The 26,440-nt window shown below is 71.7% G+C and carries 28 protein-coding genes; 8 read left to right on the top strand and 20 right to left on the bottom strand.

Annotated elements, in window-relative coordinates; genetic code table 11:
- Nucleotides 1-13: 13 nt before the first annotated feature.
- A complete protein-coding gene (locus BA175_RS12240; RefSeq protein ID WP_069171323.1) occupies nucleotides 14-2,422 on the bottom strand; it encodes an HAD-IC family P-type ATPase in 2,409 nt (802 codons plus the stop codon).
- Between the two features lie 119 nt (nucleotides 2,423-2,541).
- Entirely contained in the window at nucleotides 2,542-2,835 is a 294-nt protein-coding gene (locus BA175_RS12235; RefSeq protein WP_069171322.1) for a DUF2530 domain-containing protein, read from the bottom strand.
- Between the two features lie 575 nt (nucleotides 2,836-3,410).
- On the opposite strand from BA175_RS12235, the gene BA175_RS12230 reads away from it, so the two are divergent.
- Nucleotides 3,411-4,865, top strand: coding sequence for an NCS2 family permease (locus BA175_RS12230; protein ID WP_069171321.1), 1,455 nt, complete (start codon nucleotides 3,411-3,413; stop codon nucleotides 4,863-4,865).
- Between the two features lie 36 nt (nucleotides 4,866-4,901).
- Here BA175_RS12230 and BA175_RS12225 read toward each other — a convergent pair whose 3' ends face one another.
- A complete protein-coding gene (locus BA175_RS12225) occupies nucleotides 4,902-5,117 on the bottom strand; it encodes a hypothetical protein (protein ID WP_107407553.1) in 216 nt (71 codons plus the stop codon).
- A gap of 134 nt (nucleotides 5,118-5,251) precedes the next feature.
- Between BA175_RS12225 and BA175_RS12220 the strand changes: the two genes are divergently transcribed.
- Both BA175_RS12220 and BA175_RS12215 read left to right on the top strand, forming a co-directional pair.
- Nucleotides 5,252-5,692 carry a MarR family winged helix-turn-helix transcriptional regulator gene (locus tag BA175_RS12220; protein ID WP_069171320.1) on the top strand — a complete coding sequence of 147 codons (441 nt, stop codon included), beginning with the start codon at nucleotides 5,252-5,254 and terminating at the stop codon, nucleotides 5,690-5,692.
- Nucleotides 5,693-5,779: 87 nt separating this feature from the next.
- Nucleotides 5,780-7,114 (top strand): MFS transporter, encoded by a 1,335-nt coding sequence (locus BA175_RS12215; protein WP_069171319.1) that lies wholly within the window; start codon nucleotides 5,780-5,782, stop codon nucleotides 7,112-7,114.
- 54 nt (nucleotides 7,115-7,168) lie between these two features.
- Here BA175_RS12215 and BA175_RS12210 read toward each other — a convergent pair whose 3' ends face one another.
- Nucleotides 7,169-7,753: a Uma2 family endonuclease gene (locus BA175_RS12210; RefSeq protein WP_069171318.1), complete on the bottom strand. Its 585-nt coding sequence runs from the start codon at nucleotides 7,751-7,753 to the stop codon at nucleotides 7,169-7,171.
- Nucleotides 7,754-7,852: 99 nt separating this feature from the next.
- On the opposite strand from BA175_RS12210, the gene thpR reads away from it, so the two are divergent.
- Nucleotides 7,853-8,425 (top strand): RNA 2',3'-cyclic phosphodiesterase, encoded by a 573-nt coding sequence (thpR, locus tag BA175_RS12205; RefSeq protein WP_069171317.1) that lies wholly within the window; start codon nucleotides 7,853-7,855, stop codon nucleotides 8,423-8,425.
- 144 nt (nucleotides 8,426-8,569) lie between these two features.
- On the opposite strand, the gene BA175_RS12200 is transcribed toward thpR, so the two are convergent.
- On the bottom strand, nucleotides 8,570-9,565 hold the full coding sequence (locus BA175_RS12200) for an aldo/keto reductase (protein WP_069171316.1): 996 nt from the start codon (nucleotides 9,563-9,565) through the stop codon (nucleotides 8,570-8,572).
- 366 nt (nucleotides 9,566-9,931) lie between these two features.
- Between BA175_RS12200 and BA175_RS12195 the strand changes: the two genes are divergently transcribed.
- The gene (locus BA175_RS12195; RefSeq protein WP_069171315.1) at nucleotides 9,932-10,426 is read left to right on the top strand and encodes a hypothetical protein; all 495 of its coding nucleotides are present in this window, start codon (nucleotides 9,932-9,934) and stop codon (nucleotides 10,424-10,426) included.
- 115 nt (nucleotides 10,427-10,541) lie between these two features.
- Here BA175_RS12195 and BA175_RS12190 read toward each other — a convergent pair whose 3' ends face one another.
- From BA175_RS12190 to BA175_RS12180, 3 genes are all read right to left on the bottom strand, one after another.
- Nucleotides 10,542-11,081 (bottom strand): ester cyclase, encoded by a 540-nt coding sequence (locus BA175_RS12190; RefSeq protein ID WP_069171314.1) that lies wholly within the window; start codon nucleotides 11,079-11,081, stop codon nucleotides 10,542-10,544.
- Nucleotides 11,082-11,605: 524 nt separating this feature from the next.
- A complete protein-coding gene (locus BA175_RS12185) occupies nucleotides 11,606-12,532 on the bottom strand; it encodes an RNA polymerase sigma-70 factor (RefSeq protein WP_069171313.1) in 927 nt (308 codons plus the stop codon).
- Nucleotides 12,533-12,572: 40 nt separating this feature from the next.
- Nucleotides 12,573-13,046: a carboxymuconolactone decarboxylase family protein gene (locus BA175_RS12180; protein WP_069171312.1), complete on the bottom strand. Its 474-nt coding sequence runs from the start codon at nucleotides 13,044-13,046 to the stop codon at nucleotides 12,573-12,575.
- A gap of 314 nt (nucleotides 13,047-13,360) precedes the next feature.
- On the opposite strand from BA175_RS12180, the gene BA175_RS12175 reads away from it, so the two are divergent.
- Nucleotides 13,361-14,002 (top strand): TetR/AcrR family transcriptional regulator, encoded by a 642-nt coding sequence (locus BA175_RS12175; protein ID WP_069171311.1) that lies wholly within the window; start codon nucleotides 13,361-13,363, stop codon nucleotides 14,000-14,002.
- A gap of 145 nt (nucleotides 14,003-14,147) precedes the next feature.
- Here the strand turns inward: BA175_RS12175 and BA175_RS12170 are convergent, their stop codons facing one another.
- Both BA175_RS12170 and BA175_RS12165 read right to left on the bottom strand, forming a co-directional pair.
- Nucleotides 14,148-15,134 carry an endonuclease/exonuclease/phosphatase family protein gene (locus BA175_RS12170; RefSeq protein ID WP_069171310.1) on the bottom strand — a complete coding sequence of 329 codons (987 nt, stop codon included), beginning with the start codon at nucleotides 15,132-15,134 and terminating at the stop codon, nucleotides 14,148-14,150.
- 105 nt (nucleotides 15,135-15,239) lie between these two features.
- Nucleotides 15,240-15,938 (bottom strand): GDSL-type esterase/lipase family protein, encoded by a 699-nt coding sequence (locus tag BA175_RS12165; RefSeq protein ID WP_069171309.1) that lies wholly within the window; start codon nucleotides 15,936-15,938, stop codon nucleotides 15,240-15,242.
- Nucleotides 15,939-15,996: 58 nt separating this feature from the next.
- On the opposite strand from BA175_RS12165, the gene BA175_RS12160 reads away from it, so the two are divergent.
- Nucleotides 15,997-16,983 carry a hypothetical protein gene (locus BA175_RS12160; RefSeq protein WP_069171308.1) on the top strand — a complete coding sequence of 329 codons (987 nt, stop codon included), beginning with the start codon at nucleotides 15,997-15,999 and terminating at the stop codon, nucleotides 16,981-16,983.
- Nucleotides 16,984-17,013: 30 nt separating this feature from the next.
- Here the strand turns inward: BA175_RS12160 and BA175_RS12155 are convergent, their stop codons facing one another.
- The gene (locus tag BA175_RS12155) at nucleotides 17,014-17,415 is read right to left on the bottom strand and encodes a PPOX class F420-dependent oxidoreductase (RefSeq protein WP_069171307.1); all 402 of its coding nucleotides are present in this window, start codon (nucleotides 17,413-17,415) and stop codon (nucleotides 17,014-17,016) included.
- A 215-nt stretch (nucleotides 17,416-17,630) separates the two neighbouring features.
- On the opposite strand from BA175_RS12155, the gene BA175_RS12150 reads away from it, so the two are divergent.
- The gene (locus tag BA175_RS12150; RefSeq protein ID WP_254667856.1) at nucleotides 17,631-18,143 is read left to right on the top strand and encodes a GNAT family N-acetyltransferase; all 513 of its coding nucleotides are present in this window, start codon (nucleotides 17,631-17,633) and stop codon (nucleotides 18,141-18,143) included.
- Here the strand turns inward: BA175_RS12150 and BA175_RS12145 are convergent.
- The 9 genes from BA175_RS12145 to BA175_RS12105 all read right to left on the bottom strand — a co-directional run bounded on the left by BA175_RS12145 (nucleotide 18,128) and on the right by BA175_RS12105 (nucleotide 26,030).
- Nucleotides 18,128-18,631: a DinB family protein gene (locus BA175_RS12145; protein ID WP_069171306.1), complete on the bottom strand. Its 504-nt coding sequence runs from the start codon at nucleotides 18,629-18,631 to the stop codon at nucleotides 18,128-18,130. The genes BA175_RS12150 and BA175_RS12145 overlap by 16 nt on opposite strands.
- A gap of 45 nt (nucleotides 18,632-18,676) precedes the next feature.
- On the bottom strand, nucleotides 18,677-19,288 hold the full coding sequence (locus BA175_RS12140) for a Uma2 family endonuclease (RefSeq protein ID WP_069171305.1): 612 nt from the start codon (nucleotides 19,286-19,288) through the stop codon (nucleotides 18,677-18,679).
- Nucleotides 19,289-19,444: 156 nt separating this feature from the next.
- Nucleotides 19,445-20,563 carry a phosphoserine transaminase gene (gene serC / locus BA175_RS12135; RefSeq protein WP_069171304.1) on the bottom strand — a complete coding sequence of 373 codons (1,119 nt, stop codon included), beginning with the start codon at nucleotides 20,561-20,563 and terminating at the stop codon, nucleotides 19,445-19,447.
- A 97-nt stretch (nucleotides 20,564-20,660) separates the two neighbouring features.
- Nucleotides 20,661-21,869 (bottom strand): cytochrome P450 family protein, encoded by a 1,209-nt coding sequence (locus BA175_RS12130; RefSeq protein ID WP_069171303.1) that lies wholly within the window; start codon nucleotides 21,867-21,869, stop codon nucleotides 20,661-20,663.
- Nucleotides 21,866-23,101: a cytochrome P450 gene (locus BA175_RS12125; protein ID WP_069171302.1), complete on the bottom strand. Its 1,236-nt coding sequence runs from the start codon at nucleotides 23,099-23,101 to the stop codon at nucleotides 21,866-21,868. The genes BA175_RS12130 and BA175_RS12125 overlap by 4 nt, the downstream gene beginning before the upstream one ends.
- Nucleotides 23,098-23,760 (bottom strand): GTP-binding protein, encoded by a 663-nt coding sequence (locus tag BA175_RS12120; RefSeq protein ID WP_069171301.1) that lies wholly within the window; start codon nucleotides 23,758-23,760, stop codon nucleotides 23,098-23,100. The genes BA175_RS12125 and BA175_RS12120 overlap by 4 nt, the downstream gene beginning before the upstream one ends.
- Nucleotides 23,741-24,112, bottom strand: coding sequence for a DUF742 domain-containing protein (locus BA175_RS12115; RefSeq protein ID WP_069171300.1), 372 nt, complete (start codon nucleotides 24,110-24,112; stop codon nucleotides 23,741-23,743). Before BA175_RS12115 ends, BA175_RS12120 begins: the two co-directional genes overlap by 20 nt.
- Nucleotides 24,109-24,546: a roadblock/LC7 domain-containing protein gene (locus BA175_RS12110; RefSeq protein ID WP_069171299.1), complete on the bottom strand. Its 438-nt coding sequence runs from the start codon at nucleotides 24,544-24,546 to the stop codon at nucleotides 24,109-24,111. The genes BA175_RS12115 and BA175_RS12110 overlap by 4 nt, the downstream gene beginning before the upstream one ends.
- Nucleotides 24,543-26,030 carry a sensor histidine kinase gene (locus tag BA175_RS12105; protein ID WP_069171298.1) on the bottom strand — a complete coding sequence of 496 codons (1,488 nt, stop codon included), beginning with the start codon at nucleotides 26,028-26,030 and terminating at the stop codon, nucleotides 24,543-24,545. Before BA175_RS12105 ends, BA175_RS12110 begins: the two co-directional genes overlap by 4 nt.
- Nucleotides 26,031-26,440: the final 410 nt, after the last annotated feature.

Raw genomic sequence — 26,440 nt, 5'->3', positions numbered from 1 at the left:
GCCGCGCGGGTCCTCAGCCGGGGAAGCGTCGGCCCACCAGCCGCCAGGCCAGCTCCAGGAGGGCCGACGCGACCACGGCGATCCCCACGGCCGCCCACGGCATGACCGCGCCCACCAGCTTCAGCGCGAAGAAGTGCTGGAGCGACGGCACGGCCAGCACGGCCACGAAGCACAGGCCCATCGCCGCCACCAGGGCGAGACGCCACCAGGTGTACGGGCGGGCGATGATCGCCAGGACCCACATCGAGACGAGGAAGAGCGTGAGCGTCGCCGCGCTCGTCTCGGCCTCCAGCGCGCCCGGGCCGGAGTAGTGGTGCCGGGCCATCACGTACGCGACGAAGGTGGCGGCCCCCGCGATGACCCCGGACGGGATCGCGTAGCGCATCACCCGGTGGACGAAGTGCGGCCGGGCCCGCTCCTTGTTCGGCGCGAGCGCCAGGAAGAAGGCGGGGACCCCGATCGTCAGCGTGGAGAGCAGGGTGAGGTGGCGCGGCAGGAACGGGTACTCCACCCGGAAGCAGACCACCAGGATCGCCAGGAGCACCGAGTAGACGGTCTTCGTCAGGAACAGGGTGGCCACCCGGGTGATGTTGCCGATGACCCGGCGGCCCTCCGCGACGACCGACGGGAGCGTGGCGAAGCTGTTGTCGAGGAGCACGATCTGGGCCACGGCGCGGGTCGCCTCCGAGCCCGATCCCATGGAGACGCCGATGTCGGCGTCCTTCAGCGCCAGGACGTCGTTGACGCCGTCGCCCGTCATCGCGACCGTGTGCCCGCGCGTCTGGAGGGCCCCGACCATCTCCCGCTTCTGCTGCGGGGTGACGCGGCCGAAGACGGCGTTGCGCTCGATGACGCTCGCCATGTCGTCGGGGTCCGCGGGCAGCCGGCGGGCGTCCACCGGATGTTCGGACCCCGGCATGTCCAGTTTCTGGGCGACCGCGCCGACCGAGACGGCGTTGTCCCCGGAGATGACCTTGGCGGCGACGTTCTGGTCGGCGAAGTAGGCCAGGGTGGCTCCGGCGTCCGACCTCAGCCGCTGTTCCAGGACGATCAGCGCGGTGGGTACGGCACCGGCGGCCGCGTCGGGCGCGTGCAGCTCGCCCCGTACCCGGGCGAGGAGCAGGACCCGTAGCCCCTGTTCGTTGAGATGTCCGGTCTCGGCCAGGGCGGGGTCGTCGTCCGGGAGCAGCACGTCGGGCGCGCCGAGGAGCCAGGCCGACGCCTCGCCGCCGCCCTCGGTGAAGGCGGCGCCGCTGTACTTGCGGGCGGAGGAGAACGGCATGGCCGCCGTGACGGCCCAGTCCTGCCCGTCCGGGCAGGCGTCGATGACGGCCTGGAGGCTGGCGTTGGGCCGCGGGTCCGAGGCGCCGAGCGCGCCCAGGACACGGCCGACGTAGGCCCGGTCGGCGCCGTTCAGCGGGCGGACCTCGGTGACGTCCATGCCGCCCTCGGTCAGTGTGCCGGTCTTGTCCAGGCAGACGGTGTCGACCCGGGCCAGGCCCTCGATGGCGGGGAGCTCCTGCACCAGGCACTGCCTGCGGCCGAGCCGGACGACCCCGATGGCGAAGGCGACCGAGGTGAGCAGGACGAGTCCCTCGGGGATCATCGGGACGATGCCCCCGACGGTGCGGGCCACCGCCCCCTTGAAGTTGTCGTTCTTGACGACGAGCTGGCTGATGATCAGCCCGAGCGCGGTCGGCACCATCATCCACGTCACGTACTTGAGGATCGTGCTGATGCCGCTGCGCAGCTCGGACCGGACGAGGGTGAAGCGGGAGGCCTCCTCGGCGAGCTGCGCGGCGTAGGCCTCACGGCCGACCTTCACGGCGGTGAAGGAGCCGCCGCCCGCGACGACGAAGCTGCCCGACATCACGGCGTCCCCGCGCTGCTTGATCACCGGGTCGGCCTCACCGGTCAGGAGCGACTCGTCGATCTCCAGGCCGTCGGCCTCGGCGACCGTACCGTCCACGACGACCTTGTCGCCGGGGCCGAGCTCGATGAGGTCGCCGAGGACGATCTCGGAGACGGAGACCTCGGCGGACGTCCCGTCGCGGCGGACGGTCGGTTTCGCCTCGCCGATGACCGCGAGGTTGTCCAGGGTCTTCTTGGCGCGCCACTCCTGGACGATGCCGATGCCGGTGTTGGCGAGGATGACGAAGCCGAAGAGGCTGTCCTGGATCGGTGCGACGCTCAGCATGATCACCCAGAGCACACCGATGATCAGGTTGAAGCGGGTGAGGACGTTGGCCCGGACGATCTCGGTGACCGAGCGGGACGACCGGACCGGTACGTCGTTGACCTCGCCCCGGGCGACCCGCTCGGCGACCTCGGAGGTGGTCAGTCCCGAGGGTGGTGCGGGCGGAGGGGAAGTCCGTCCGGAGTCCGGCCGGTCACCGGAGGAGTCGAGTGCCCGCTGCGTCATGGATCCGACGGTACGGGCGCGAGAGGCGGTTCACCCGCCGGGGAGCCGGAAGATCCGACCGCGGGGGGACCCGGATGGTCCCGTGGACGTATGCGGGCGGACGCCGCCGCTGGGAGCTTTCAGTGCCGGACGCCGGCGTCCGGGACGGATCCGTCCGGGGCGGTTCCTCCGGCGGCGGCCCGCTTGATCGCGGCATCCCGTCCCCGTACGTACCAGATGCCGATCAGGCCGAGCCCGGCCCCGGCGAGGCAGGTCCAGATCCACCACGTGTGGCCGTGGTCGTCGAACCAGCCGTAGAAGGGGAGCTGCGCGAGGAAGAGGACGAACCAGAGGATCGTGCCCCCGGTCACGGTGGCGACGACGGGACCCTCCAGGGGCTCGGGTGCCTCGTGCCGAGGTGTCCACTTCTCCATGCGCCCAGTCTACGGGCAGTCCTGCGGTTCACGGCGGGCGCGCGAGGACAGCCACGGCACCTCGCCGCCCGGTCGGAACGTCCAGGTCCCTCCCGTGGGCGGAACGCCCCTCCGCCGGGCGACGCCCCGCATCCGGCCCCGCGCGCCGGCCCACCGGGGAGCGCGGGGCGGTCCATGGCCGGCGGGTGCCTGGCACCTGCCTGCGGCGTGGCGGCGTCCGGCACGTACGCCCACCGCGTCGCAGGCAGGTGGCTCCACCGCGAGGGCGCTCCGGTGCCCCGCGAGCGCCGCTACCGGGGCCGCTCCTCCTCCCGCGCTCACGGGCCGGACATTCCTCCCTCCGCCCCGCGCCGGGCGGAGGGAGGAACGGGACGCCCGAACGGCGCACGACGCCCACCCCTCGGTCGTGCGTCCTCACGGGGCCCGGCCAGGCGGCGCGGCGGTCTACGCGCGGAGATAGCGATCTTCGCCTTATGTATTCATACTGAATCCGCTTATGGATGTCTCGTTTTATTCGTGCGAAAGTCCAAGGCTGACCATTTTTCTCCCCCCTAAGTCATGACTGAGGTCCTTACATGCCCCCCTCGGCCACCGCTCCGGTCGACTCCGTGCCGCCGTCGGCCCCGCAGCCGCGCAACGGCCTGGACCGTTACTTCAAGATCTCCGAGCGGGGGTCGTCGGTCGCCCGCGAGATCCGCGGCGGATTCGCCACGTTCTTCGCGATGGCGTACATCATCGTGCTCAACCCGATCATCCTCGGGAGCGCGAAGGACCTGTACGGGCACCAGCTCGACGGCGGCCAGCTCGTCACGGCCACCGTGCTGTCGGCGGCGTTCTCCACGCTCCTGATGGGCGTCATCGGCAATGTGCCGATCGCGCTCGCCGCCGGTCTCGGCGTCAACACCGTCGTCGCCCTCCAGCTCGCCCCCCGGATGAGCTGGGCCGACGCCATGGGCATGGTCGTCCTCGCGGGCATCGTGGTGATGCTGCTGGTCGCCACCGGTCTGCGCGAACGCGTGATGAACGCCGTACCGAGATCGCTCCGCAAGGGCATCGCCATCGGGATCGGCCTGTTCATCCTGCTGATCGGTCTCGTCGACTCGGGCTTCGTCTCCCGGATGCCGGACGCCGCGCACACCACGGTGCCGCTCCAGCTCGGCAGCGACGGTCACCTCAACGGATGGCCGGTGCTCGTCTTCGTCCTCGGCACGCTGCTGACCCTGGCGCTGATCGTCCGCAAGGTCCCGGGCGCGATCCTCATCTCCATCGTCGCCATGACGGTCGTCGCGCTGGTCATCGACGCGGTCGCCGGCCTGCCCACGGGCGCCTGGGGACTGACCGTCCCCGAGTGGCCGGGCAATCCGGTCGCCTCCCCGGACTTCGGGCTGCTCGGCCAGGTCAGCCTGTTCGGCGGCTTCGGCAAGGTGGGCATCCTCACGGGCGTCCTCTTCGTGTTCACCGTGCTGCTGTCCTGCTTCTTCGACGCGATGGGCACCATCCTCGGCGTCGGCGACGAGGCGAAGCTCATGGACCAGGACGGCAGGTTCCCCGGGATCAACAAGGTCCTGTTCATCGACGGTGTCGCCGTCGCCGCGGGCGGCGCGAGCTCCTCCTCCGCCACGACCTGCTTCGTCGAGTCCACGGCGGGCGTCGGCGAGGGCGCCCGTACCGGCATCGCCAGCGTGGTGACCGGCCTGCTCTTCACGGTGTCGCTGTTCCTGACGCCGCTGGCGACGATGGTCCCCTCGCAGGCCGCCACTCCGGCCCTGATCGCGGTCGGGTTCCTGATCCTCGCGGGCTCCGTGCGGGACATCGACTGGAGCGACCTCACGCTCGCGATCCCGGCCTTCCTCGCGATGCTGATGATGCCGCTCACCTACTCGATCACCAACGGCATCGGCATCGGCTTCGTCTCCTTCAGCCTGATGCGCCTGGTGGCGGGCCGCGGCCGGGAGGTGCCGGCGGCGATGTACGTGGTCTCCGCAGTCTTCGTCTTCTACTACGCGATGCCCGCGCTCGGCCTCACGTAAGGCTCCCGGCACCACGTCCTACGGGGCGGATCCCCGTCATGTCACCCGGTCCGCCCGGCCGGCCTGACGGGGGTCCGCCCCGTAGAACTTCTCCGTCTCGTCGACGGCGGCGTTGAAGCGTTCGTCGAAATCGTCGCGGACGAGCGTGCGGACCACGTAGTCCTGGACGCTCATGCCGCGTCTGGCGGCGTGCCGGCGGAGCCGGTCGAGCAGCTCACCGTCCATGCGCAGGCTGAGCACTGTCGATCCCATGCCATGCAGCGTCGCGGCACACATGGCCGTTCCGGGAGTCTTTCCGGCCCATACTCACTCGTTCGGGTGGTCAGTTTCTCGCGCGTGTACCACCGGCTGGTCTTTAGTGTAGCTAATGAGTTAGGCTAATAAACATGCCTGACCTGATCCACGACGGCGACGCAGCCGCCGCCGTGAGCTCCCTCCGCTCGGCCGTGATGCTGCTGGGCCGGCGCCTGAAGCACCAGCGCGTCGACGAGTCGCTGAGCCCCACCGAGATGTCGGTGCTCGGTACACTTGCCCGTTGCGGCTCCGCCACCCCCGGTGAGCTGGCCCGCAAGGAGCACGTGCAGCCGCCGTCGATGACGCGCATCGTGGCGCTGCTCGAGGCCAAGGGTCTGGTCAGACTCGAACCGCACCCCGATGACCGCCGGCAGAAGATGGTCAGCCGGACCGAGCAGGCGGAAGCCATGCTCGCCGAGAGCCGCTCCAAGCGGAACGCCTGGCTGGCCGAGCTCGCCGGGGGCCTGGACGAGGACGAGTGGGAGAAGCTGCGGGCCGCCGCGCCCGTGCTGGAGAAGCTCGCCCACCTCTGACCCGGCGGGGCGCAGGCCCGCGGCCCGCGCCCCCTGGCACGTCCCCGTCCGTACGTACGTCGTCCACGCCCGAGGAGGCGAACTCTTTTGAGTACGGGATCCGGAGCAGACTCCGCCCCCGCACCGACTTCCACCCACGAGAGCAAGACCGGCGGGACCTTCTCGTCGCTGAAGATCCGTAACTACCGCCTGTTCGCCACGGGCGCCGTGATCTCCAACACCGGTACCTGGATGTCCCGCATCACGCAGGACTGGCTCGTCCTGAGCCTCACCGGGTCCGCCGCCGCCGTCGGTATCACCACGGCACTCCAGTTCCTCCCGATGCTGCTCTTCGGCCTGTACGGCGGCGTCATCGCCGACCGGCTCCCGAAGAGGCGCCTGCTGCTCATCAGCCAGGCGGCGCTCGGCCTGTGCGGGATCGCACTCGCCGTCCTGACCCTCTCCGGTGTCGTCGAGGTCTGGCACGTCTACCTGATCGCCTTCCTGCTCGGCATGGTCACCGTCGTCGACAACCCGGCGCGCCAGTCGTTCGTCTCCGAGATGGTCGGCCCCGCGCAGCTGCGCAACGCCGTCAGCCTGAACTCGGCGAACTTCCAGTCCGCCCGGCTCATCGGCCCCGCCGTCGCGGGTGTCCTGATCACCACGGTCGGCAGCGGCTGGGCGTTCATGTTCAACGGGCTGTCCTTCATCGCCCCGCTCGTCGGCCTGATGATGATGCGTACGAGCGAGCTCCACGCGTCCGTGACCGTCAAGCGGGCCAAGGGACAGCTGCGCGAGGGTCTGCGTTACGTGTCCGGCAGGCCCGAGCTGGTCTGGCCGATCGTCCTGGTCGGCTTCGTCGGCACCTTCGGTTTCAACTTCCCGATCTTCCTGACGGCCTTCGCGGACGACGTCTTCCACGGCGACGCCGGGATGTACTCGTTCTTCAACATCCTGATGGCGGCCGGCTCCCTCGCCGGGGCCCTGCTCGCCGCCCGCCGCCGCTCCTCGCGGCTGCGCATGCTGGTGGCCGCGGGAACGCTGTTCGGACTGCTGGAGATCGCCGCCTCGCTGTCCCCGTCCGTCTGGATGTTCTCGCTGCTGCTGGTCCCGATCGGCATGATCGGCCTGACGACCAACATCAGCGCCAACACGAGCGTCCAGATGGCCGCCGACCCGGAGATGCGGGGCCGGGTGATGAGCCTGTACATGATGGTCTTCGCCGGAGGCACTCCGGTGGGCGCCCCGATCGTCGGCTGGATCAGCGACGCCTACGGTGCCCGGATCGGCATGGCGGCCGGTGGGGCGGTCTCGGTGCTGGCAGCGGTCGGGGTCGGGTTCATGCTGACCCGGGTCGGCGGCCTCCGCCTCAAGCTCGACCTGCGGTCGGGCCGTCCGCACGTGCGAATAGTTCCGCGCGAGCAGCTGGCCACGGCGGCCTGAACCGGCCCACGGACGCCGCCCTGCTCCTCCTCGGAGAGGGCGGCGTTTCGCCTTTCAGTCGCGGGGGAAGTCGCCGGTCTCCAGCGTGAGGCCCACGACCGTCCCGGTGAGGTCGATCGCGGCGCCGAAGTCGAGGCTCAGTGTGCTGCGGTACTCGTCGTCCTTGGGGAGCGTGTGGAGGTGCCACGTGCCCGTGTACGGGTCGGCGATGAGGTACACCGGTACCCCCGCGGTGGCGTAGGTGGCCTTCTTGGAGCCGTAGTCGTTGGCGGCGGTGTCCTTGGAGATGACTTCGGCGACGAACTCGATGTCCTGGTAGCGCCAGCGGCCCTTGGCGTCCTTGGCGGCCTCCTCCGCGAGAGCGACCACGTCGGAGGCGAAGCCGTTGAGGCGGCCCGGGAAGTCGATGCGCACATCCGTCTTGAGGCGCTTGCGCGGGTAAGCGGCACGCAGTTGCTCCAGGATGTCGAAAATGATCTCCCAGTGCGTGTCCCGCTGCGGCGACATGTAGACGTTCCCCTCGACGATCTCGACCTTGAATCCCTCGGGGGTGGGCTCAAGCCACTCGAACATCATGTCCAAGGTGCGCTCGTCGCTGGTGTCGGCCATGTCGATCCTGTCGGTGTCTACGACGGTCATCGTGCCGCTCCTCCCCGCTGCCGCACGGCGCGGGCAGCCGCGTAGTACAACGATAGGCCCGGCACCCAGGACACGTCGGGACGCTGCGACACTCGCCCCATGAGCAGCCAGAGACTCTTCGCCGCCGTCCTGCCACCCTCCGCAGCAGCCGAGGAGCTGTCCGGAGCCGTGGCCGCGCTGCACGAGCTGCCGGGCGCCGGGGAACTCCGCTGGACCGCTCCCGCGGGCTGGCACTACACCCTGGCCTTCCTCGGCCACGTTGACGAGGAGCTGCTGCCTGAGCTGTACATACGGCTGGGGCGGGCCGCGCACCGCACCGAGCCCTTCCCCTGCCGCATCCACGGTGGCGGAAGATTCGACGGGCGGGCGCTGTGGGCCGGGGCGGCGGGCGGCCTGGACGCCCTGCGACTGCTGGCCCAGCGCTCCCACGCCGCCGCCCGCAAGGCCGGGGTGCCGATGGAGGAACGCCACCGCTTCACCCCGCACCTCACCCTGGCCCGCAGCCGGATCCCGGCCGATCTGGGCCCGTTCGCCGAGGCGCTCGGCGGATTCGACGGCACGCACTGGGAGGCCGGCGAGCTCAGTCTCGTACGCAGCCACCTCCCCGTGGACGGGGTGCCGGGTGAGCAGCCCCGGTACGAGGTGGTACGGGCCTGGCCGCTGGGGAGGTGAGCGGGGCGGTTACGCTCGTCGGGTGGACCCGAAGACCAGAAACCGCATCATGGCGGCCGTGCTCGTGCTGATGTTCCTCGTCGTCGCGGCGGCGGCCGCCCTCGGGGGCTGACCCCCGGGAACGGCCGTCCGCCGACGATGCCGCTACCAGGCGAAGTTCTCCGGCGACGGGCCCGGGCCGGGGAAGATCTCGTCCAGCCCGGTCAGCACCTCGTCCGGGAGCTCCAGCTCCACCGCACGCAGTGCGGAGTCGAGCTGCTCCCGCGTACGCGGACCGGAGATGGGGCCCGTGACGCCGGGCCGGGTCAGCAGCCAGGCCAGGCCGGCCTCGCCCGGCTCCAGGCCGTGCTTCTCCAGCAGGTCCTCGTAGGCCTGGACCTGCGCCCGCTGCTTCGGGTCGGCGAGCGCCTCGCCAGCGCGGCCGGACGTGGACCGGGTGCCGCCCCCCTCACGCTCCTTGCGGATCGCGCCGCCGAGCAGCCCGCCGTGCAGCGGCGACCACGGGATCACGCCGAGGCCGTACTCCTGGGCGGCCGGGATGACCTCCATCTCGGCGCCGCGCTCCATCAGGTTGTAGATGCACTGCTCGCTGACCAGGCCGTAGCTGCCCCGCTGCCTGGCTCGCTCGTTGGCCTGGGCGATCTTGTAGCCGGAGAAGTTGGAGGAGCCCGCGTACAGGATCTTGCCCTGCTGGATCAGTACGTCGATGGCCTGCCAGATCTCGTCGATCGGGGTGGACCGGTCGACGTGGTGGAACTGGTACAGGTCGATGTGGTCCGTCTGCAGCCGCTTGAGGCTGGCGTCGACGGCCCGGCGGATGTTGAGGGCGGAGAGCTTGTCGTGGTTGGGCCACGGCTCCCCGTCGGCGGCCATGTTGCCGTAGACCTTGGTGGCGAGGACGACCTTGTCGCGGCGGTCGCCGCCCTGCGCGAACCAGGTGCCGATGATCTCCTCGGTGCGGCCCTTGTTCTCGCCCCAGCCGTAGACGTTGGCGGTGTCGAAGAAGTTGACGCCCGCGTCCAGGGCGGCGTCCATGAGTGCGTGGCTGTCGCTCTCGTTGGTCTGGGGGCCGAAGTTCATCGTCCCCAGGACGAGGCGGCTGACTTTGAGTCCGGTGCGTCCGAGCTGCGTGTACTTCATGTCTCCCCACCCAACGCCTTCGAGCGCGCTCGAAGCAAGAGGGTTCCCCGGCGGGCCGGGTCGTGCCTACCTCGGCCGCGCCGCCTGACCGAACCTCCCGGACACGCGGTTGCCGTCGCACGCGTCCGGCGTCCCGTGGCCGCACGGTTCGGTCGGCGGGTACGTCCCGCCCGGTCCATGGTTCGTGGAGGCGGCTCCCACGGCTCGGTGGCGTGCGACGGGACCCGGCGTGGGGGAGGGGGCCGGGGCACCGGGGATCCGGAGCGGATCCGGCCGGGGCTCCGGCGGGCAGGTGACCGGGCGGCGCCCCGTCGCCGCGCACGGCAGCCCGGCGCGTGCCGTGCCGCCGGGCGTACCGTGGCGCCCGTGAACGCGACTCCTCAGGTCCTTGCCGTCCTGGACGAACTCCTCGCAGCCGCAGCCCCGGAACGGCGCGGCGCCCTGTGGCGTCTCGCCGAAGAAGGACGGGAGCTGGACGCCAACGTCGTCCGCCTGCCACCGGGCGCCGGGGTGGGGGAGCACCAGGAGGACGTGCTGGACGTGCTCCTGGTCGTCCTCGGAGGCAGCGGCTCGCTGCGCACCGGCGGCGACACGCTGCAACTCGTCCCGACGACGGTGACCTGGCTGCCCCGCACCGCCCGACGTGCCCTGGAAGCGGGACCCGAGGGGCTGACGTACCTCACCGTGCACCGCCGCCGCCCGGGGCTCGCCATCAGCCCGGCCGCCGGTCCGCCGGCGGGGGCCGAGGGCGGTGAGGCCCCGTGCATGCTGGACCTGGTCTGCCCGGCGTGCGGCCGTCTGTCGGCCGACCGGGCCCCCGTGTTCTGCAGCGCGTGCGGGGAGCGCTTCCCGGAGCGCTAGCGGAGCGCACGGGGGTGCGCGGTCGGGATCCTCCCGGTACCCGGTACCGGGGGCCCTCCCGCCCCGGGATCGCACGCACCGGGCGCCGCCGAGCCTGCCCTTCGGCCGGACGGCGCTACTTCCGCGACGCGCCCGGGCGCCGGGCCCTGCGGCGCTCCTCCCAGCGGTCCGCCGCGTGGGTCTTCGCGTTGAACGCGCGGGTGACGGCGCGGTCGGCGATCGAACCGCGCGTGGGCAGCACACCGATCTGGCGCGCCACCCCCGCACCGTCGAACACGGTGCGCGCGTGCCGTATGCGGCCCTCGTCCACCTCGGTGAAGTCGATGCCCGCCAGTTCGATCCGGCGCCCGTTGGGGGCGACGCCCTGATACGGCGTCCCCGTGAAGGTACCCGCCAGATGCCACTTCACCGCAGCGTGACGGTCGTCGCCGACCACGTGCTCGAGCGTCATCGTGACGTCCGGCATGGCCCGGCGGACTTCTTCGAAGTACCTCCGCACGGCCGGCCGGCCGTGGCGCATGCCGACCGGAACGATGTCGTAGACGACGTTCTCGTGGAGCAGTTCGGCGAACCGGTCCAGGTCTCCCGTGGCGATGGAGAGGAAGGCGTCACGGGTCACCTCGACGGGGGTGACAGGGGTGGGTGCTGTGCTCACGGCCGCCTCCTGGGTAGGGCGATGGCGCGACGGCGGACGCGTCGTTCGAGCCGATGCCGCGCCCGGCCCTCGCCGCGGTCTCTCGTTCAGCGTGCGGCTCCTCCGCGTCTCGCGCGACAGGAGGACGGGGGCCGACGGGGGCCGCCCGGGCCCTCGGAGGGGGCCCAGGCGGCCCGGGGTCCGCAGCCGAGACGGTGCGTTCCTGGTCGGAGGTGCCGGTGGCGGACGTGTGCGGGGCTGTGAGGGTTCAGCGGGCCGTGTCCGGCCCGTGGGTCTCGCTCGGGCACCTCGGCGGGCCGGCGGCCGCCGCCGGATCCGCCCACGGTCCGGCCCGCAGTCGAGGCCGGTGTGTCCCTGGTCGGAGGTGCCGGTGGCGGACGTGTCCGGGGTTGTGAGGGTTCAGCGGGCCGTGTCCGACCCGTGGGTCTCGCTCGGGCACCTCGGCGGGCCGGCGGCCGCTGCCCGTCCGGGACCCCGCGCTCCCTCGGCGGCATCCCGGACCGGCGGCCGCGCCGCGGGCCGGGTCAGGGATGCGTCCGGCGGCGGGTTCGCTTCACCTCCCGGTCGACGGCCCAGGCGTCGGCGACCGGCCCGAGGTGGCCGAGCTTGTCGGGGTTGGTCACCGTGCGGATGGTCCGGATCCGGCCGTCGAGCACCTCGAGGACCATCGCGTACAGGACCCTGCCGTCCCGGTCGCGGAAGATCGCGCCCGGCCGGCTGTTGACCTCCCGGGGTTCGAACGTCACGTCGATCTCGAACAGCCAGGGGATGAACGTCCCCAGCATCCGGGCCACCCGCTCCGCGCCGACGACCGGCTTGGCCAGCTGTGGAGCCTTGCCGCCGCCGTCCCCGACCATCTGCGCGTCTGCGGCCAGCAGACTCCGCAGCTCGCCCACCTCGCCGTCCTTCAGCGCCTCGAAGAAGCGTTCCGCCAGCTCCTGCCGCTCCTGCCGGTCTGCCTCGAACCGAGGCCGCCCGGCCTCCATGTGCCGCCGGGCCCGTACGAGCAGCTGCCGGCACGCCGCCTCCGAACGACCCACCGCAACGGCGACGTCGTCGAACCCGAAGGCGAACACCTCCCGTAGCAGGAAGACCGCCCGCTCCAGCGGGCTGAGCCGCTCCAGCAGCAGCAAGGCCGCCATCGACACGGAGTCCGCCAGCTCCACCGACCGTGCCGGATCCTCGTACGGGTCGTTCAGGAGCGGCTCGGGGAACCAGGGCCCGACGTACTTTTCCCGCCGCACCCGAGCCGAACGCAGTACGTCGATCGAGACCCGTGTCACGGCGGTCGACAGAAAGGCCTTGGGCGATGCGGGCACCGTCGCCGAGCCGTCGAAGCGCAGCCACGTCTCCTGTACCGCGTCCTCGGCCTCGCTCACGCTGCCCAGGATCCGGTAGGCGATCGAGAACAGCAGGGGCCGCAGTTCCTCGAAGTCCTCGACCTTGCTCACGTCGACTCCTCGTCCGGAGCGGCGTTCCGTGCCCGGCGCATCAGCGGAACTGTCCGGGCACGTAGTCTCCGGCCGGCTGCCGGGCGATGATGTTCAGCCGGTTCGCCGTGTTCATGAACGAGATCAGCAGCACCAGGGCGGTGAGCGCCTCCTGGCCGTAGTGCTCGGCGGCGGAGGCCCACACCCCGTCACCGACCCCGCCGGCCGCGTCGGCCACCCGGGTCCCCTGCTCCGCGAGTTCCAGCGCGGCACGTTCGGCGTCGGTGAAGACGGTGGCCTCACGCCACGCCGCCACCAGGTGCAGCCGCACCGGGGTCTCACCGGCGGCGGCGGCGTCCTTGGTGTGCATGTCGACGCAGACGGCGCAGCCGTTGATCTGGCTCACGCGCAACGCCACCAGCTCCTGCGTCGTGGCCGGCAGCGCCGAGTCCTTGATGGCCGTACCCGCCGCCATGAGGTGCTTGAGGGCCTTGCCGGCGGTCGGGTCGGCGAAGTAGTCGAGTCGCTTTTCCATGGTGTGCTCCTACGTCGTGGTGAGTTGCCGCACCTCTGGGACGAGGTAGCCCCGCTCCCTGTGACACGGCCTGCCGTGACCCGGGTCTCCCTGCCTCGGGCGTGCGCCGCCCGGCGTGCGCCCGGGGCGCGCCGGGCCGATCCCGAACTGGGGTTCACCCCCCGCCGGGCGGCGCGGCGGAGAAGGGGCACGGAGGCGGGCCCGGGACAATGGCGCACGCGCCACGCAGAGGTGACGAAGCCCTCTTCCGCGCTCGCGGCCCCGGTCAGCCGCTGCCGCGAACGGTGGGGGACGCGGCAGACGAAGGAGGACCCGTGGTGGATGTCTCGGTGGATCAGGTGACCGGCACGGTCGACAGGACGCGCGCGGGGGCCCGCGAGCAGCTCCTCGACGCGGGGCTGGAACTGTTCGGTGTCTACGGCTACGCGCAGACGTCGGAGTGGGCGCTGTGCGCGACGGCCGGAGTGCCGGAGGAGGTGCTGCGGGAGGAGTTCGGCTCCCGGGAGGGAGTGCTGACCGCCCTGCACAACCAGGTCACGACGAACGGGCTGCGGGCCGCCGAACGGGCCCTGCTCTCCGAGGGGATGGACGACTGTCCGGTGGCCGAGCGCTTCCGGCGCCTGTTCGACGCGTACGTGTCCGCCGTGACCCGGGACCTGCGTGAGGCCCGGGTCACGTTCGTCGAGGTGCTGGGAGTGAGCCCGGCGGTCGACGAGCACTGCAAGCGCTGGCGGGACCTGTGGGCCGACTTCCTGACCGGTGAGGCCGAACGGGCCGCGGTGCGCGGCGAGGCGGAGGAGCGGGACCACCGGGTCGTGGTGATGGTGATGGTCGGGACCGTCCACGAGCTCATGGCGCATCACGCCCGCCGCCCCCGGAGGGCCCGCCCTGACGAGGTGTCGGCCGAACTGACCCAGCTCGGGCTCGCCATGCTGGGTACCGAGACGGTGGAGTGAGGGGCCCCGGCCCACGCTTCATCCTCCTCCCGCAGGCGGCCTGCGGGTCCGGGTAGGCGTGCGGCCGTCCACCGGACCTTGCGGCCCCGCCCCGGCACGCGGCCGCCTCACGACCCCGTCGCGGCGGTCGCCCGGGCCACCTGTCTCACCACCTGATGCGCGCGGTGACGGGCAGGTGGTCGCTTCCCGTCGCGGGCAGCGACCGGATGCCGGTGACCGTCGCGGAACGGGTCAGGACCTGATCGATACGGGCGACGGGCAGGGAGGCCGGCCAGCTGAACGCGAACCCCGAGGCCGGGACGCTCATCCGGGAGACGACCGGGGCCAGCCCCCGGTCGTCCACCGTGCTGTTGAGGTCGCCGAGCAGGACCACCCGGTCCAGGCGCTCCGCCGCGACGGCCTCGCCGAGGAGGACGGCGCTCTCGTCCCGCAGAGCGGAGCTGAAGCCGTCGGCCGGCCCGAGCCGGACCGAGGGCAGGTGGGCCACGTGGACGGCGACCTCTCCCCACGGTGTCCGGGCGGTGGCCCGCAGCCCGCGGTTCCAGCCCTCGCCGACCCCCCGCGGCCGGATGTCCACGAGGCGTACGTCCGTCAGGGGGTACGCCGACCAGAGCCCGACCGTGCCCCGGGTCGCGTGGTGCGGATGGTCCGCGGCCAGAGCCGCCTCGAACGCCGGCAGGGCGGAGGGTGTCAGCTCCTCCAGCGCGACGAGGTCGGCCCCCACCGCCGCCAGCGCCCGTGCGGTGGCCGCCGGATCGGGGTTCACGTCGCTGACGTTGTGCTGCACCACCGTGAGTCGGGGCGCCGGCCCGTCGCCGGGGGAGGAGCCGTCGCGGGGGATGCCCTCGTGGGAGAACACGAGACCGCCGAAGAGAGCGGTCCACGCCGCGACGGGCAACGCGAGGGCGGCCGTCGCGAGATACGAGCGGCGCACCAGCGCGAGGACCAGCAGGACCGGGACGGCCAGTCCGAGCCAGGGAAGAAACGTTTCCAGCAGGCTGCCCATCCGGCCGGGCGTCTGGGGCACGGCGCCGTGGAAGACGAGGAGGCAGGCGACCAGGACGGCGAGCAGCGCCAGGACGCGCCCCTGTCTCCAGCCGCGCCGCGCAGGGCCTTTCCCCGGTTTCGTCATCGCCTGCCAGGTCCGCTCGGTCGCTCCTCGTGCCGTGTCCGTGCGGAACGGCGCCGTCCGTCACGACGACGCTCCTGGCCACCCGCCCGGTTCCGGGCCGTGCCCTCAGGCGGCCGCCAGGGCTCCCGCGTACGGGCCGCCCACGGACCACGCCCGGTACATCGCGTCCGCGAAGGCTCCCGCCAGCCGGTGTTCGCCGCTCGGATTCGGGTGGGTGCCGTCGTAGGTGTCCGTGTGGATGTCGTAACCCGCCGGACGCGGGGCCAGTACGAGAGGGGAGCGGGGGGTGTCCAGGTCGGCCACCGCCTCGGCCAGGAGCAGGTTGAAGCGCTCGCACTCGGCGGCGAAGGGGGCGTCGGACTCGGCCCGTATGTTCGGGATGACGGGCAGGAGCACCATCCTGACGTCCGGGTTCGCGGTGCGGGCCGCCGCGACGAAGGCCCGGGCGTTCGCGGCCGTCTGCCCGCTGTCGGTGTAGAAGCCGAGGTCTATCAGACCGAGCGAGACGAGCAGCACGTCGGCGCGGGTGCCGGCGACCACGTCCGCGATGACGGGAGCCATGTGCAGCCAGCCCTCGCCCCAGCCGGCCAGGTGCCGGCGCGCCGGCGCGGGGAAGGCGGGGTCGCCGTACGCCTGGGAGAGCGGGGCGTCCGCCTCGGAGTCGTACAGCCCGGTACGCGGTCCCGTGAGCGTGTACCCGCCGGCGCCGAGGGTCGCCTCCAGGTGCTGCCACAGGCGGTAGCGCCAGGTGAAGTCGCCGGAGCGCCCGATGGTCATGGAGTCGCCGACCAGGAGAAAACGCATGGCGACATCATGGCCGATCCCTGCTACCGCCCCCTACGTGACGGTGGACACTTGTCCCATGAGACCGCTGCTCACCGCGACCGCCGGCGCCCTCCTGCTCCTCCCGGCGGTCACACCCGCCGTGGCGGACGGCGGGGACGGGGCCGACCGCACCTTCACGATCGAGGACCCGAGGATCACCGAGTCCAGTGGTCTCGCGGCCAGCCGCATCCACCCGGGCGTCTACTGGACCCACAACGACAGCGATGACGGCCCGTACGTCTACGCCGTCGACTCCCGCACCGGGAAGACCGTCGCGACGATCACCATGCGGGGTGTGGGGGAGCCCCGGGACGTGGAGGCGATCTCCCTCGGACCGGACGGCGACCTGTACGTCGGCGACATCGGCGACAACCTCGACGGCTCCTGGGACCACGTGTGGATCTACCGCTTCCCCGAGCCCGCGAAGCTCGGCGACGCCACGGTGCGGGCGACGCAGTACGACGTGAAGTACGCCGACGGGCCGCGCAACGCCGAGGCGATGATGGTCCACCCGAAGACCGGGCGGGTGTACATCGCCTCCAAGAACGAGGACGGCGGCGGGCTCTACGAGGGCCCCGAGGAACTCTCCACAGGCGGGACCAACGTGTTCCGCCGCGTGGGCGAGGTGCCGTGGGTGACGGACGGGGCGTTCTCGCCGGACGGGAAGAACCTGGTGCTCCGCTCCTACTTCAGCACCCGCGGTTACGCCTTCGCCGACGGGCGGCTCGGGGCGGACTACCGGGTGACCGTGCCGCTCATGGGGCAGGCCGAGTCGGTCACGTACACGGCCGACGGCTCGGCCATGATGTTCGGCTCCGAGGGGGAGCGGAGCCGCGTGGTGCGCGTGGAGGTCGAGGGACAGGCCGGCGGCGGGGCGCCGTCCTCCGGCGGGAGCGGTGCGGCCTCCTCCGCTGCGGGCGGGAGCGGCGGGGACGACTCGCAGAAGGGCACCGTGACCGGGGGCGCCGTACTCCTCGCGGTCGTCGCCGTGGCCTGGATCGGTCTCCGGCGGCGGCGCGGTTAGCGCGCGGCGCGGGAGCGGCCCGGAGGCCGTTCAGCGCTCCTCGGAATGGGGGCGCAGCTCGTAGTGCAGGGTCCGGTCGCGCTTCAGCCGGTGCAGGAGGGGGACCACCACACCGTGCAGGGCCGGGTACTTGCGGGAGAGGGTCCGGGCCGCGTGGACGTCCTCCTTGGTGCCCGGCTGCAGGAGCCGTGCCCAGGCCTTCATGGGCGGGCCCGTGGGCGCGCCGCGCACGGTGCACGGGGAGATGTCCACGACGGGATGGTTGCGCATGCGGTCCACCTTCCACGCCGACGAGAACGTGCGGATGAAGGCGTGATCGCCCTCGACGGCGATGCTGACCGGGGTGTGGGCGAGTGTTCCGTTCGGCCGGCGGCTGCTCAGCAGGACGGTGTACTGCTTCACGAAGGGTTCCAGTTCGCTGATCGTCTCCATACGTTCCATGGTGCCCGAATCGGGCGATACAGGTCTTTTGTGACGTATGGAACCTTGCTCGGCGTCGCCTCCCCGGCTGCCGGCGCCCCCGGCGGCCCGGCTCCCCGGTGCGTTCCTTCCTGCCCGTCCCGCTCCACGGCCGGTGCCACCACCCCGCCGCCCGTCCGCGGGCTCCGGCGTCGCAGCCGCCGATCCCTGCCCCGTACGATCGGCCCGTGCAGCCGGAACCCTTCTCCACCGCCCGACTCGACGCGGTCCCCGTCGACCCCGTGCACGCCGACGAGATGGCGCGGGTCCTCTCCGACCCCGCCCTGTACACGTACACGGGAGGCGCCCCGGAGGACACGGACACCCTGCGCGCCCGCTACGAACGCTGGACCGCCGGCTCACCGGTACCGGGCGAGCTGTGGTGGAACTGGGTGCTCCGGGTACGCGCCGACGGTGGCCTGGCCGGGTACGTCCAGGCCACCGTGCGTGGAGAACACGCCGAAGTCGCCTGGGTGGTGGGGGCCGGTCGGCAGGGCCGGGGATACGCGAAGGAGGCCGCGCGGGGCCTGGTCGCGCACCTCATGGGCACCGCGGGCGTCCGTACCGTCGTCGCCCATGTCCACCCCGGCCACAAAGCCTCCGCCGCCGTCGCCGAGGCGGCGGGCCTGGTGCCCACGGACGAGCGCGAGGAGGGTGAGGTCCGCTGGCGCCGCACGGGGGGAGATCAGGAGACCGGGTGAGAGCCCGTCGCCCCGTCGAGCAGCTCCCGGACGATGTCCATGTGCCCGGCGTGCCGCAGGACGTCCTCCAGCATGTGGACCAGCACCCAGCGCATGGACACCGTGGTGCCGTTCCAGGAGGTGCCCGTGGTGTCCAGGTCCGTCTCCTCGATCGACCGGTCGGCGGCGGCGCGCGCCCGGGCGTAGAAGGCGAGGATGTCAGCGGTCGACTCGTCCGGGGCGACCGTCATGTCGTCACGGGCCGGGTCGAACCAGAACTCCTCCGTCCGCCGGCCGAACGTGCTGCAGAACCAGCCGTATTCGACGGTGGCCAGGTGCTTGACCAGGCCCAGGAGATGGGTGCCGCTCGGGGTCATGGGGCGGCGCAGTTGTTCGTCGTCCAGCCCCTGAAGCTTCCACAGCACCACGTCACGGTGCCGGTCGAGACTCGCGTGCAGGGATTCCTTCTCGCCACCGGTGTACGGCACGGTCTTCGGCGTGGTCGTCATCCGGGGAACGTAGCAACCGGCACCGACAACGGCGCCGTGCGGGCCTTACGCGCGGGGGCGCCCGGCCTTCACCAGGTCCTCCACGTCGAGGGTCACCTCGGCGCCGATGGAATCGGGGAGCGTCACCGTCTGGCCCGGTGAGTACACCTCGTGGTTGTCGTACGTCCCGCCGGTGGGGACCGTCAGGACGTGGACGCGGCCGTGCCTGCGGTCGACGATCACGTAGACGGGGATCTTGGCCTCGGCGTACGTGGCGACCTTGTTGCGCAGGTCGTTCCGGTAGTTGCTGGAGGTCACCTCCAGCACCAGGCGGAACACGGCCGGGTCGTAGCAGTTGTTCTCGACCAGGTGCTCGTCGAAATCGGCGTCCACGAGGGCCAGATCAGGGATGGCGTAGTCCTCGGGGCCGCCGGGCAGCCACAGGCCGATCGCCTGGAGGACCCTGGCCTCGTCGCCGTGAAGCCCTGCGGCCAGAAAAGGGATCATGAGTGTGGTCAGCGCGTTGGCGTGCGGGCCGTCCGGGCGTGGGGCCACGGTGATGACGCCTCCGATGATCTCGACGCGATAACCCGGAAGCTGCTCCATGAGGTGGTTCGCCGTCACGAGCATCGGTTCCGGCTCATCGTCACAGGGGTGCTCGACTGCTGCTGCAGACATTGCGGGCCTCCTGGAATGGCTGGTGTCGAGACCATCATGGAAGGACGGCGCGCCCGGACGGGGCACGGACGGAATCCGTCACCCGGCCGAGTGAAGCAGAAACGGCCCTGCACGCGTTTCACGACGTGTGCAGGGCCGTTCGCGGGCGGGTGACCGCTACAGGTTCTCGATCACGTAGTCGATGCACGCCGTCAACGCCTCGACGTCCGCCGGGTCGATCGCCGGGAACATCGCCACGCGCAGCTGGTTGCGGCCCAGCTTGCGGTACGGCTCGGTGTCCACGATGCCGTTGGCGCGGAGCGCCTTCGCGACCGCCGCCGCGTCGACGCCGTCCTCGAAGTCGATCGTGCCGATGACCTGCGAGCGCTTCGCCGGGTCGGTGACGAACGGGGTGGCGTACGCGGATTTCTCCGCCCAGCCGTACAGGGCCTGCGAGGACGCGGCCGTGCGGCCGGTCGTGAAGTCCAGGCCGCCCTGGGTGTTCATCCACTTCAGCTGCTCGTTCAGCAGGAAGAGGGTGGCCAGCGCCGGGGTGTTGTACGTCTGGTTCTTCAGCGAGTTGTCGATCGCCGTGGGCAGCGAGAAGAACTCCGGGACGTGCCGGCCGGATGCGTGGATCCGCGCGGCGCGGTCCAGGGCCGCCGGGGAGAACACGCCGATCCACAGCCCGCCGTCGGAGGCGAAGGACTTCTGCGGGGCGAAGTAGTAGACGTCGGTCTCGGTGATGTCGACCGGGAGACCGCCCGCTCCGGACGTGGCGTCCACCAGGACGAGGGCCCCCTCGTCGGCGCCCGCGACCCGTTCGACGGGGGCCGCGACACCGGTGGAGGTCTCGTTGTGCGTCAGCGCGTAGACGTCGACGCCCGCCTCGGCCTTCGGGTCCGGGTGGGTCCCCGGGTCGGAGGAGATGACGGTCGGGTCGGCGAGCCACGGGGCGAGTTTGGCGGCTTTCGCGAACTTCGACGAGAACTCGCCGAAGTTCAGGTGCTGGGACCTGTTCTCGATCAGGCCGTGCGTCGCGACGTCCCAGAACGCGGTGGAGCCACCGTTGCCCAGGACGACCTCGTAACCCTCGGGGAGGGAGAAGAGGCTCCGCACACCGTCCCGTACCTCGCCGACCAGGTTCTTGACCGGGGCCTGGCGGTGGGACGTGCCGAGAAGAGAGGTGCCGGTGGCGGCCAGCGCGTCGAGCGCCTCCGTCCGCACCTTGGAGGGGCCGGCGCCGAAACGTCCGTCGGCGGGCTTGATGTCAGCGGGAATCTGGATATCGGCCACGAGCCGGAGCGTAGTCCCTCCCGGACACGGAGGGGGAACCGTGTCCGTCGGATGAGACGCGCGCTCCGGCCGGTGGACGGCCCGTGCGGTACGAAGATCAGCCCAGCTCGACCGGGAGTTCGTACAGGTCGTTCTGGGTGACGATGGGCTTGTTGCGCAGTTCGGACGCCGGTACCGCGAGGTCGAGGTCCGGGAAGCGCTCGTACAGCGCGGGCAGCGCCACGCCCGCCTCCAGCCGGGACAGGGCGGCACCCGGACAGACGTGCGGGCCGTGACCGAAGGCGATGTGGCGGTTCGGCGAGCGGGTGACGTCGAAGTCACCGGCGGTCGGCCCGTACTGCTTCTCGTCCCGGCCGAGCGCGCCGAAGGAGACGATCAGCGCCTCGCCCTTGGGCAGCACCCTGTCGCCGACCTCGATGTCCTCGGTCGCGAAGCGGAACAGGACGTGCGAGGTCGGGGTGTTCCAGCGCAGCGTCTCCTCGATCACGTTCTCCCACGGCACCTCCCCGTTCAGCACGCGCTCGCGCTGCTCGGGGTGGGTCTGGAGGGCCTCGACGGCGTTGACGATCAGGCTGATCGTGGTCTCGTGGCCGGCCGCGATGATCAGCTGGAGGGTGTTGACGATCTCCTCGTCCGTGAGGTGGTCGCCGTCCTCGGAGGCGGCGATCAGCGCGCTGGTCAGGTCGTCGCCCGGGTTCGCGCGCTTGCCGTCCACGATCTTCGTGAAGAGGGCGCCGAGATCCGCCATCATCTGCGGGACCTCGGCCGGCGGGGTCTGCGTCGAGAAGAACTTCTCGAACAGCTCCTTGAGCCGGGGGTGGTCGGAGGCGTCCACCCCCATGAGCTCGCTGATGACGTTCATCGGCAGCGGGTAGGCGAACTCGGCCTTCAGGTCGACCGTCTCCCCCGTCGGCAGCGCCGCGAGCCGGTCCAGGCTCGCGTTCGTCAGCGCCTCGATACCGGCCCGCAGCCGCTCGACCCGCTTCACGGTCAGCGCCTGCGCGACCAGGGTGCGCAGCCTGCGGTGCTCGGCACCGTCCACCGTCAGCATCGAGCGGCCCGGGTTGGCGAGGCCGATCAGCGGCCAGTCCATCGGTATCTCGCCCCGCTGCCACGCGGACCAGACGTCGATGTCCTTGACCACCCGGCTGTCGGTGAGCAGTTGGCGCGCCTCGGCGTGACGGGTGACGGCGTAGCAGTGCACCCCGCCGGGAAGCTCGACCTCGGCCAGCGGTCCGGCGGCGCGCAGGGCGGCGCTCTCGCCGTCCAGGTCGGCGACGAATGGATCGAGGACGATCCGGGTCATGACGGGCCTCCAAGGGCGGGGGTGGGAGTGAAGTGCACCGGCAGGTCCGTCAGACCGGACAGCCAGGGGGACGGGCGCCGGGTCAGCTGTTCCTCCGGGACGGCGAGGTCGACGTCCGGAAGGCGGTCCAGGAGCACCTCGATCCCCGTACGGGCGATGACCTCGGCGGTCTCCTGGGCCGGGAAGGGGCAGCGGTGCTCGCCGTGGCCGAAGGAGAGGAAGGCGTTGTTGCCGCCGGTCAGCGTGGACCCGTCGGTGCGCACCTGGGGGTCGCCGTTCGCGGCGGCGATGCCGAGGAGGAGCAGGTCGCCGGCGCGGATGTGGCGCCCGCCGAGGTGGGTGTCACGGGAGGCCCAGCGGCCCGCCACGTTCTGGGTGGGGGTGTCCTCCCAGAGCACCTCGTTCATGGCCTCGGCGACGCTGTGCCGGCCGCCGGAGAGCGAGGCGGCGAAACGGTCGTCGGTCAGCATCAGGCGCAGGGAGTTGCCCATCCAGTCGGCGGTCGGCTGGTGGCCCGCGGCCATCATGACCATGAGGTCCTGGGCGACCTCCTCGTCGGTGAAGCCGCCCGGGTCCTCCAGCATCCGGGTGGCGACGTCGTCCCCCGGCTCGGCGTGCTTGTCCGCGAGGAGCTGCGCCATGGACGAGCCGAGGTGCTGCTGCCCGGCCAGGGCCCGCTCGCGGCCGTCGATCATGTCGTTCAGCGCGCCGACGAGGGGGGCGCCGACCTCGTTGGAGAAGCCGTAGAGCCGCGCGAGGACGAGGGCGGGGAGCAGCATCGCGTACTCGGCGATGATGTCGGTGCGGCCCACGGAGCAGAACCGGTCGATGAGTGCGTCGGCGAACTCCTCCGCGTACTGCTTGAGCGCGAACGGGTCGACGGCCTCGAGGGCGTTGCTGATCATGGCCGCGCGTACGGTGTGCCGCTCGCCGACCGTGTAGAGGATCGACGGTTGCTTGCGGCCGATCATGGGCATCAGCGGCCAGTCGCCCGGGATCGAGTCCCACTGGTTCCACAGCTCCGAGTCGCGGCTGAAGAGCACCGGGTCGTTGGTGACCTGGTGGAGCTCGCGGTAGCCGAGGATCAGCCAGGCGGGGACGTTCCCGTCGAGCGTCACCGGGGCGACGGCGCCGTGGTCGCGTCGCATGTCCCGGTAGAGCCGCGCGGGGTCGGCCTGGAACTGTGGTCCGGACAGGGGTACGGACCCGTGGGACACGGGGCATCCGCTCACGGTGTGGGCTCCGGGGTCTGTGCGGCCGGCGCGGTGGCGGTGCTCCCGGCCAGGGCGGGGTCCGCGGTCGCCGCGCGGGCGGCGGAGAGCGCGTAGAGGTGTTCGACGAGGGTGATCAGGACGTACTTGCTGGAGGACCGGTCCCGCGCGTCGCACTCGACGAGCGGCACGTCGGGGGAGAGGTCCAGCGCCTCGCGGATCTGCTGCTCGGTGTGGAGCGGGCCGCCGAAGTCGTTGCACGCGACGATGAACGGCGTGCCGTGGTGCTCGAGCCGGTCGATCGCGTACCAGGAGTCGGCGAGCCGCCGGGTGTCGACGAGGACGACGGCACCCAGGGTCCCGGAGAACAGGCGGTCCCACAGGAACCAGAAGCGTTCCTGCCCGGGCGCGCCGAAGAGGTAGAGCACCGAGCGCGCGTCCAGGGTGATCCGGCCGAAGTCGAAGGCGACCGTGGTGGACGTCTTCGACTGCACACCCGCGAGGTCGTCGACGGCCTCGCCCGCGCTGGTCATGGTCTCTTCCGTGTTGAGCGGGCGGATCTCGCTCACGGAACGGACCATGGTGGTCTTGCCGACCCCGAAGCCGCCGACGACGACGATCTTCAGTCCGTTGTCGGCTGTCGCCTGCAGGGCGGCACGGTCAGAGGTTGCGGAGTCCAACGAGCACCTGTTCCAGGGTGTCGGTGTCGGGGAGCCGGTCCGCGACACGTGCAGTACGGGGGTGGCGGGCGCTGATCCGGCCGGTGTCGAGCAGGTCGCAGAGCATGATGCGGACGATGCTGACGGGCAGATTCAGGGTGGCCGAGATCTCGACGACCGCGGTGGGGCGTTGGCACATCCGCAGGATCGCGGTGTGCTCCGACTGCATCCCGGGGTTCGGATCGCACTCGGCGACGACGAGCGTCACCAGGTCGAACGCGGCCGAGTCGGACCGGCTGCGGCCACCGGTGAGGGTGTACAGCCGGTCCGGATCGTCGTCGCGTCCGGGGCGGGGGCGCGGCACGGACGTCATACGTCCGCGGTTTCCGCCGCCGGGGCCCCGGGCGCCGAGGAGCGCGGCGGGGCGACGAGGTACTCGCCGAGCTGCTCGACGAGTTCGCTCATGTTGTGGCCGACCAGGCCGACGTCGGAGTCCTCGGCGGCCACGACGGCGAGATGCGCGCCCGCACCCGCCTCGACGATGAACAGCACACCGCCGTAGAACTCGGCCATCGCGGACCGTACGCCACCGGTGCCGTCCCCGAACTCGACGGACGCGCCGTGCGAAAGGCTCTGGATGCCGGCGGAGATGGCGGCCAGCTGATCGGCCTGGTCGACGGAGAGCTCGGGGGTACGGCACAGCTTCAGGCCGTCCCGGGACAGGACCAGGGCGTGCCGGGTGCCGGGCGTGCGCTCCAGCAGGCCCTCCAGCAGCCAGTTGAGCTTCTCGTCGGTGGTCGCGGTCATCGGGTGTTGCCTTCCGGGTGCGGGGAGTTGGCTCGTACGGCCTGGCTGAAGGTGCTGAAGCGTGCGGCCTGGACCTTCGGGTCGGTCGTACGGGGCCGGGGGGCGTCGGCTCCGCCGTGGACGGCGTTGCCGGTACGGGACTCGGCGGCGGCCAGGGTGCGGCCGCGGCGGCGCTTGGGCAGGCCGCTCTCGCCGAACTGCGGGACGGCACCGGTCGATTCGGACGGGGACTCCGCCGCGGGGCGGGGGGAGCCCGCCGGGGGCGCGGCCGTCGCGTGGTCCGGCTCCGGCTCGGGGGCGGCGGCCGGTGCGGGCGCGGGCGCACGGACGGCGGCCTGCGCCGGGACGGGTGCGGAGGCGGGGACGCGGGAGATGAGCTCCTGCGGCAGCATCATCAGCGCGCCCGTACCGCCGCGTGCCGACGGCCGGAAGGAGACGGTGAGCCCGTGCTTACGGGCCAGCCGGCCGACGACGGCGAGACCGAGCCGGGTGCCGGACAGACCCGTGAGGTCCTGGTTCTCGGTGGACACGGCCCGCTCCGCGCGACGCAGCTGCACCTCGCTCATCACGAGGCCGCTGTCCTCCACGGTGACGACGATGCCCGCCGGGACCTCCTCCACGTACACGTGGACCTCGGCGGTGGGCGGCGAGAAGTTGGCCGCGTTGTCGAGGAGTTCCGCGAGGGCGTGCATGACGCCCTCGGCGGCGTGACCGGCGATCGCCACGTCACTGGTGGAGTGCAGACGGATGCGCTGGTAGCCGCCGATCCGGCCCATCGCGCCGCGCAGGATCGACTCCATCACGATCGGCTTCGCCCAGCGCCGACCGGAGCGGGCGCCCGTCAGCACGGCGATGGAGTCGGCGAGGCGGCCCGCCTGGGCGGTGCGGTGGTCCAGGTGCAGCAGGTCACCCAGGACGTCCTCGGCGGTGTGCCGGTGTTCCATCTCGCGCAGGTCGGCCAGCATGCTCGTGGCCAGGGCCTGCATGCGGCCGGCGGCGTTGGCGCAGGCGGCGACGGCGGCGGAGCGTTCGGTCTCGCTGCGCCGGACCCGGGCGGTGAGCCGCGCGACCTCGGCGGTGAGCCGGGTGTGCTGCTCGGCCGCCTCTGCGGTCACCTGGGCGACCCGGTCCTCGGCCGCGGCCGTGACCCGGCCGGTCTCGGCCGCGGCGGCCGACCGGATGCGGGCCGTCTCGGCGGTGAAGCGCTGCGCCTCGGCGGCGGAGGCCGAGACGAGACGCGAGGTCTCGGCGGTGAAGCGTTCGGCGTCGGCGGCCCGCAGGGCCCGCAGACGACGTGCCGAGCCGAGTGTGTGGACGGTGACGGCCACCGCGGTGCACAGTGCCAGGGAAGCGGCGCCCGCCCCCCAGGCCAGCGGGGTCCGCACCGCATCGGGAGCGGCGGCGACCGCCCACAGGCACAGGGAACCGGTGACGGCTGCCGAGATCAGCAGGGCGAGTGCGGTCGGCCGGAGTGAAGGGCGCAATCGGAGTCCTCGGGGCGGACGGTGCGGGGAAGGGACGTTCCGGATGTTTCGGTGCCTCGGCGAGGAAAGAGCCACCAGGGGAGCTGGTTCTTCCTGATCAAGCCAGGGCAACTATAGGAGAATTGATGACTTGTTTGGGGTTTCCTTGTGGCCACTTCTGTTTGAAACCTGGCTGAAAAGCGCCCCCTGGCGACTTCTGAGTGTTCTGCGAGGGGGAGTCGAGGGGTCCTGGTGGACGGTACGGAGGGGAAGTCGGCAGGGAATATGCCGCTATGTCCCCTGCGGAGGGCCTGAATTACCGTGATCGTCGCCCCCGGGCGGGCGGGCGGCTAGTGTGAGCGCTCGGGTGCAGCCGACCCCCCAGGTCGCGGCACTGCCGTAAGACACACCGCGCACCTTGAGGGGGAGGT

Origin of the sequence: Streptomyces griseus, from assembly GCF_001715295.1 — a bacterium.
GTDB classification, from domain to species: Bacteria; Actinomycetota; Actinomycetes; order Streptomycetales; family Streptomycetaceae; genus Streptomyces; species Streptomyces griseus_G.
The sequence above is the reverse complement of the archived record's forward strand: the minus strand, read 5'-3'. Positions and strand labels throughout refer to the sequence as shown.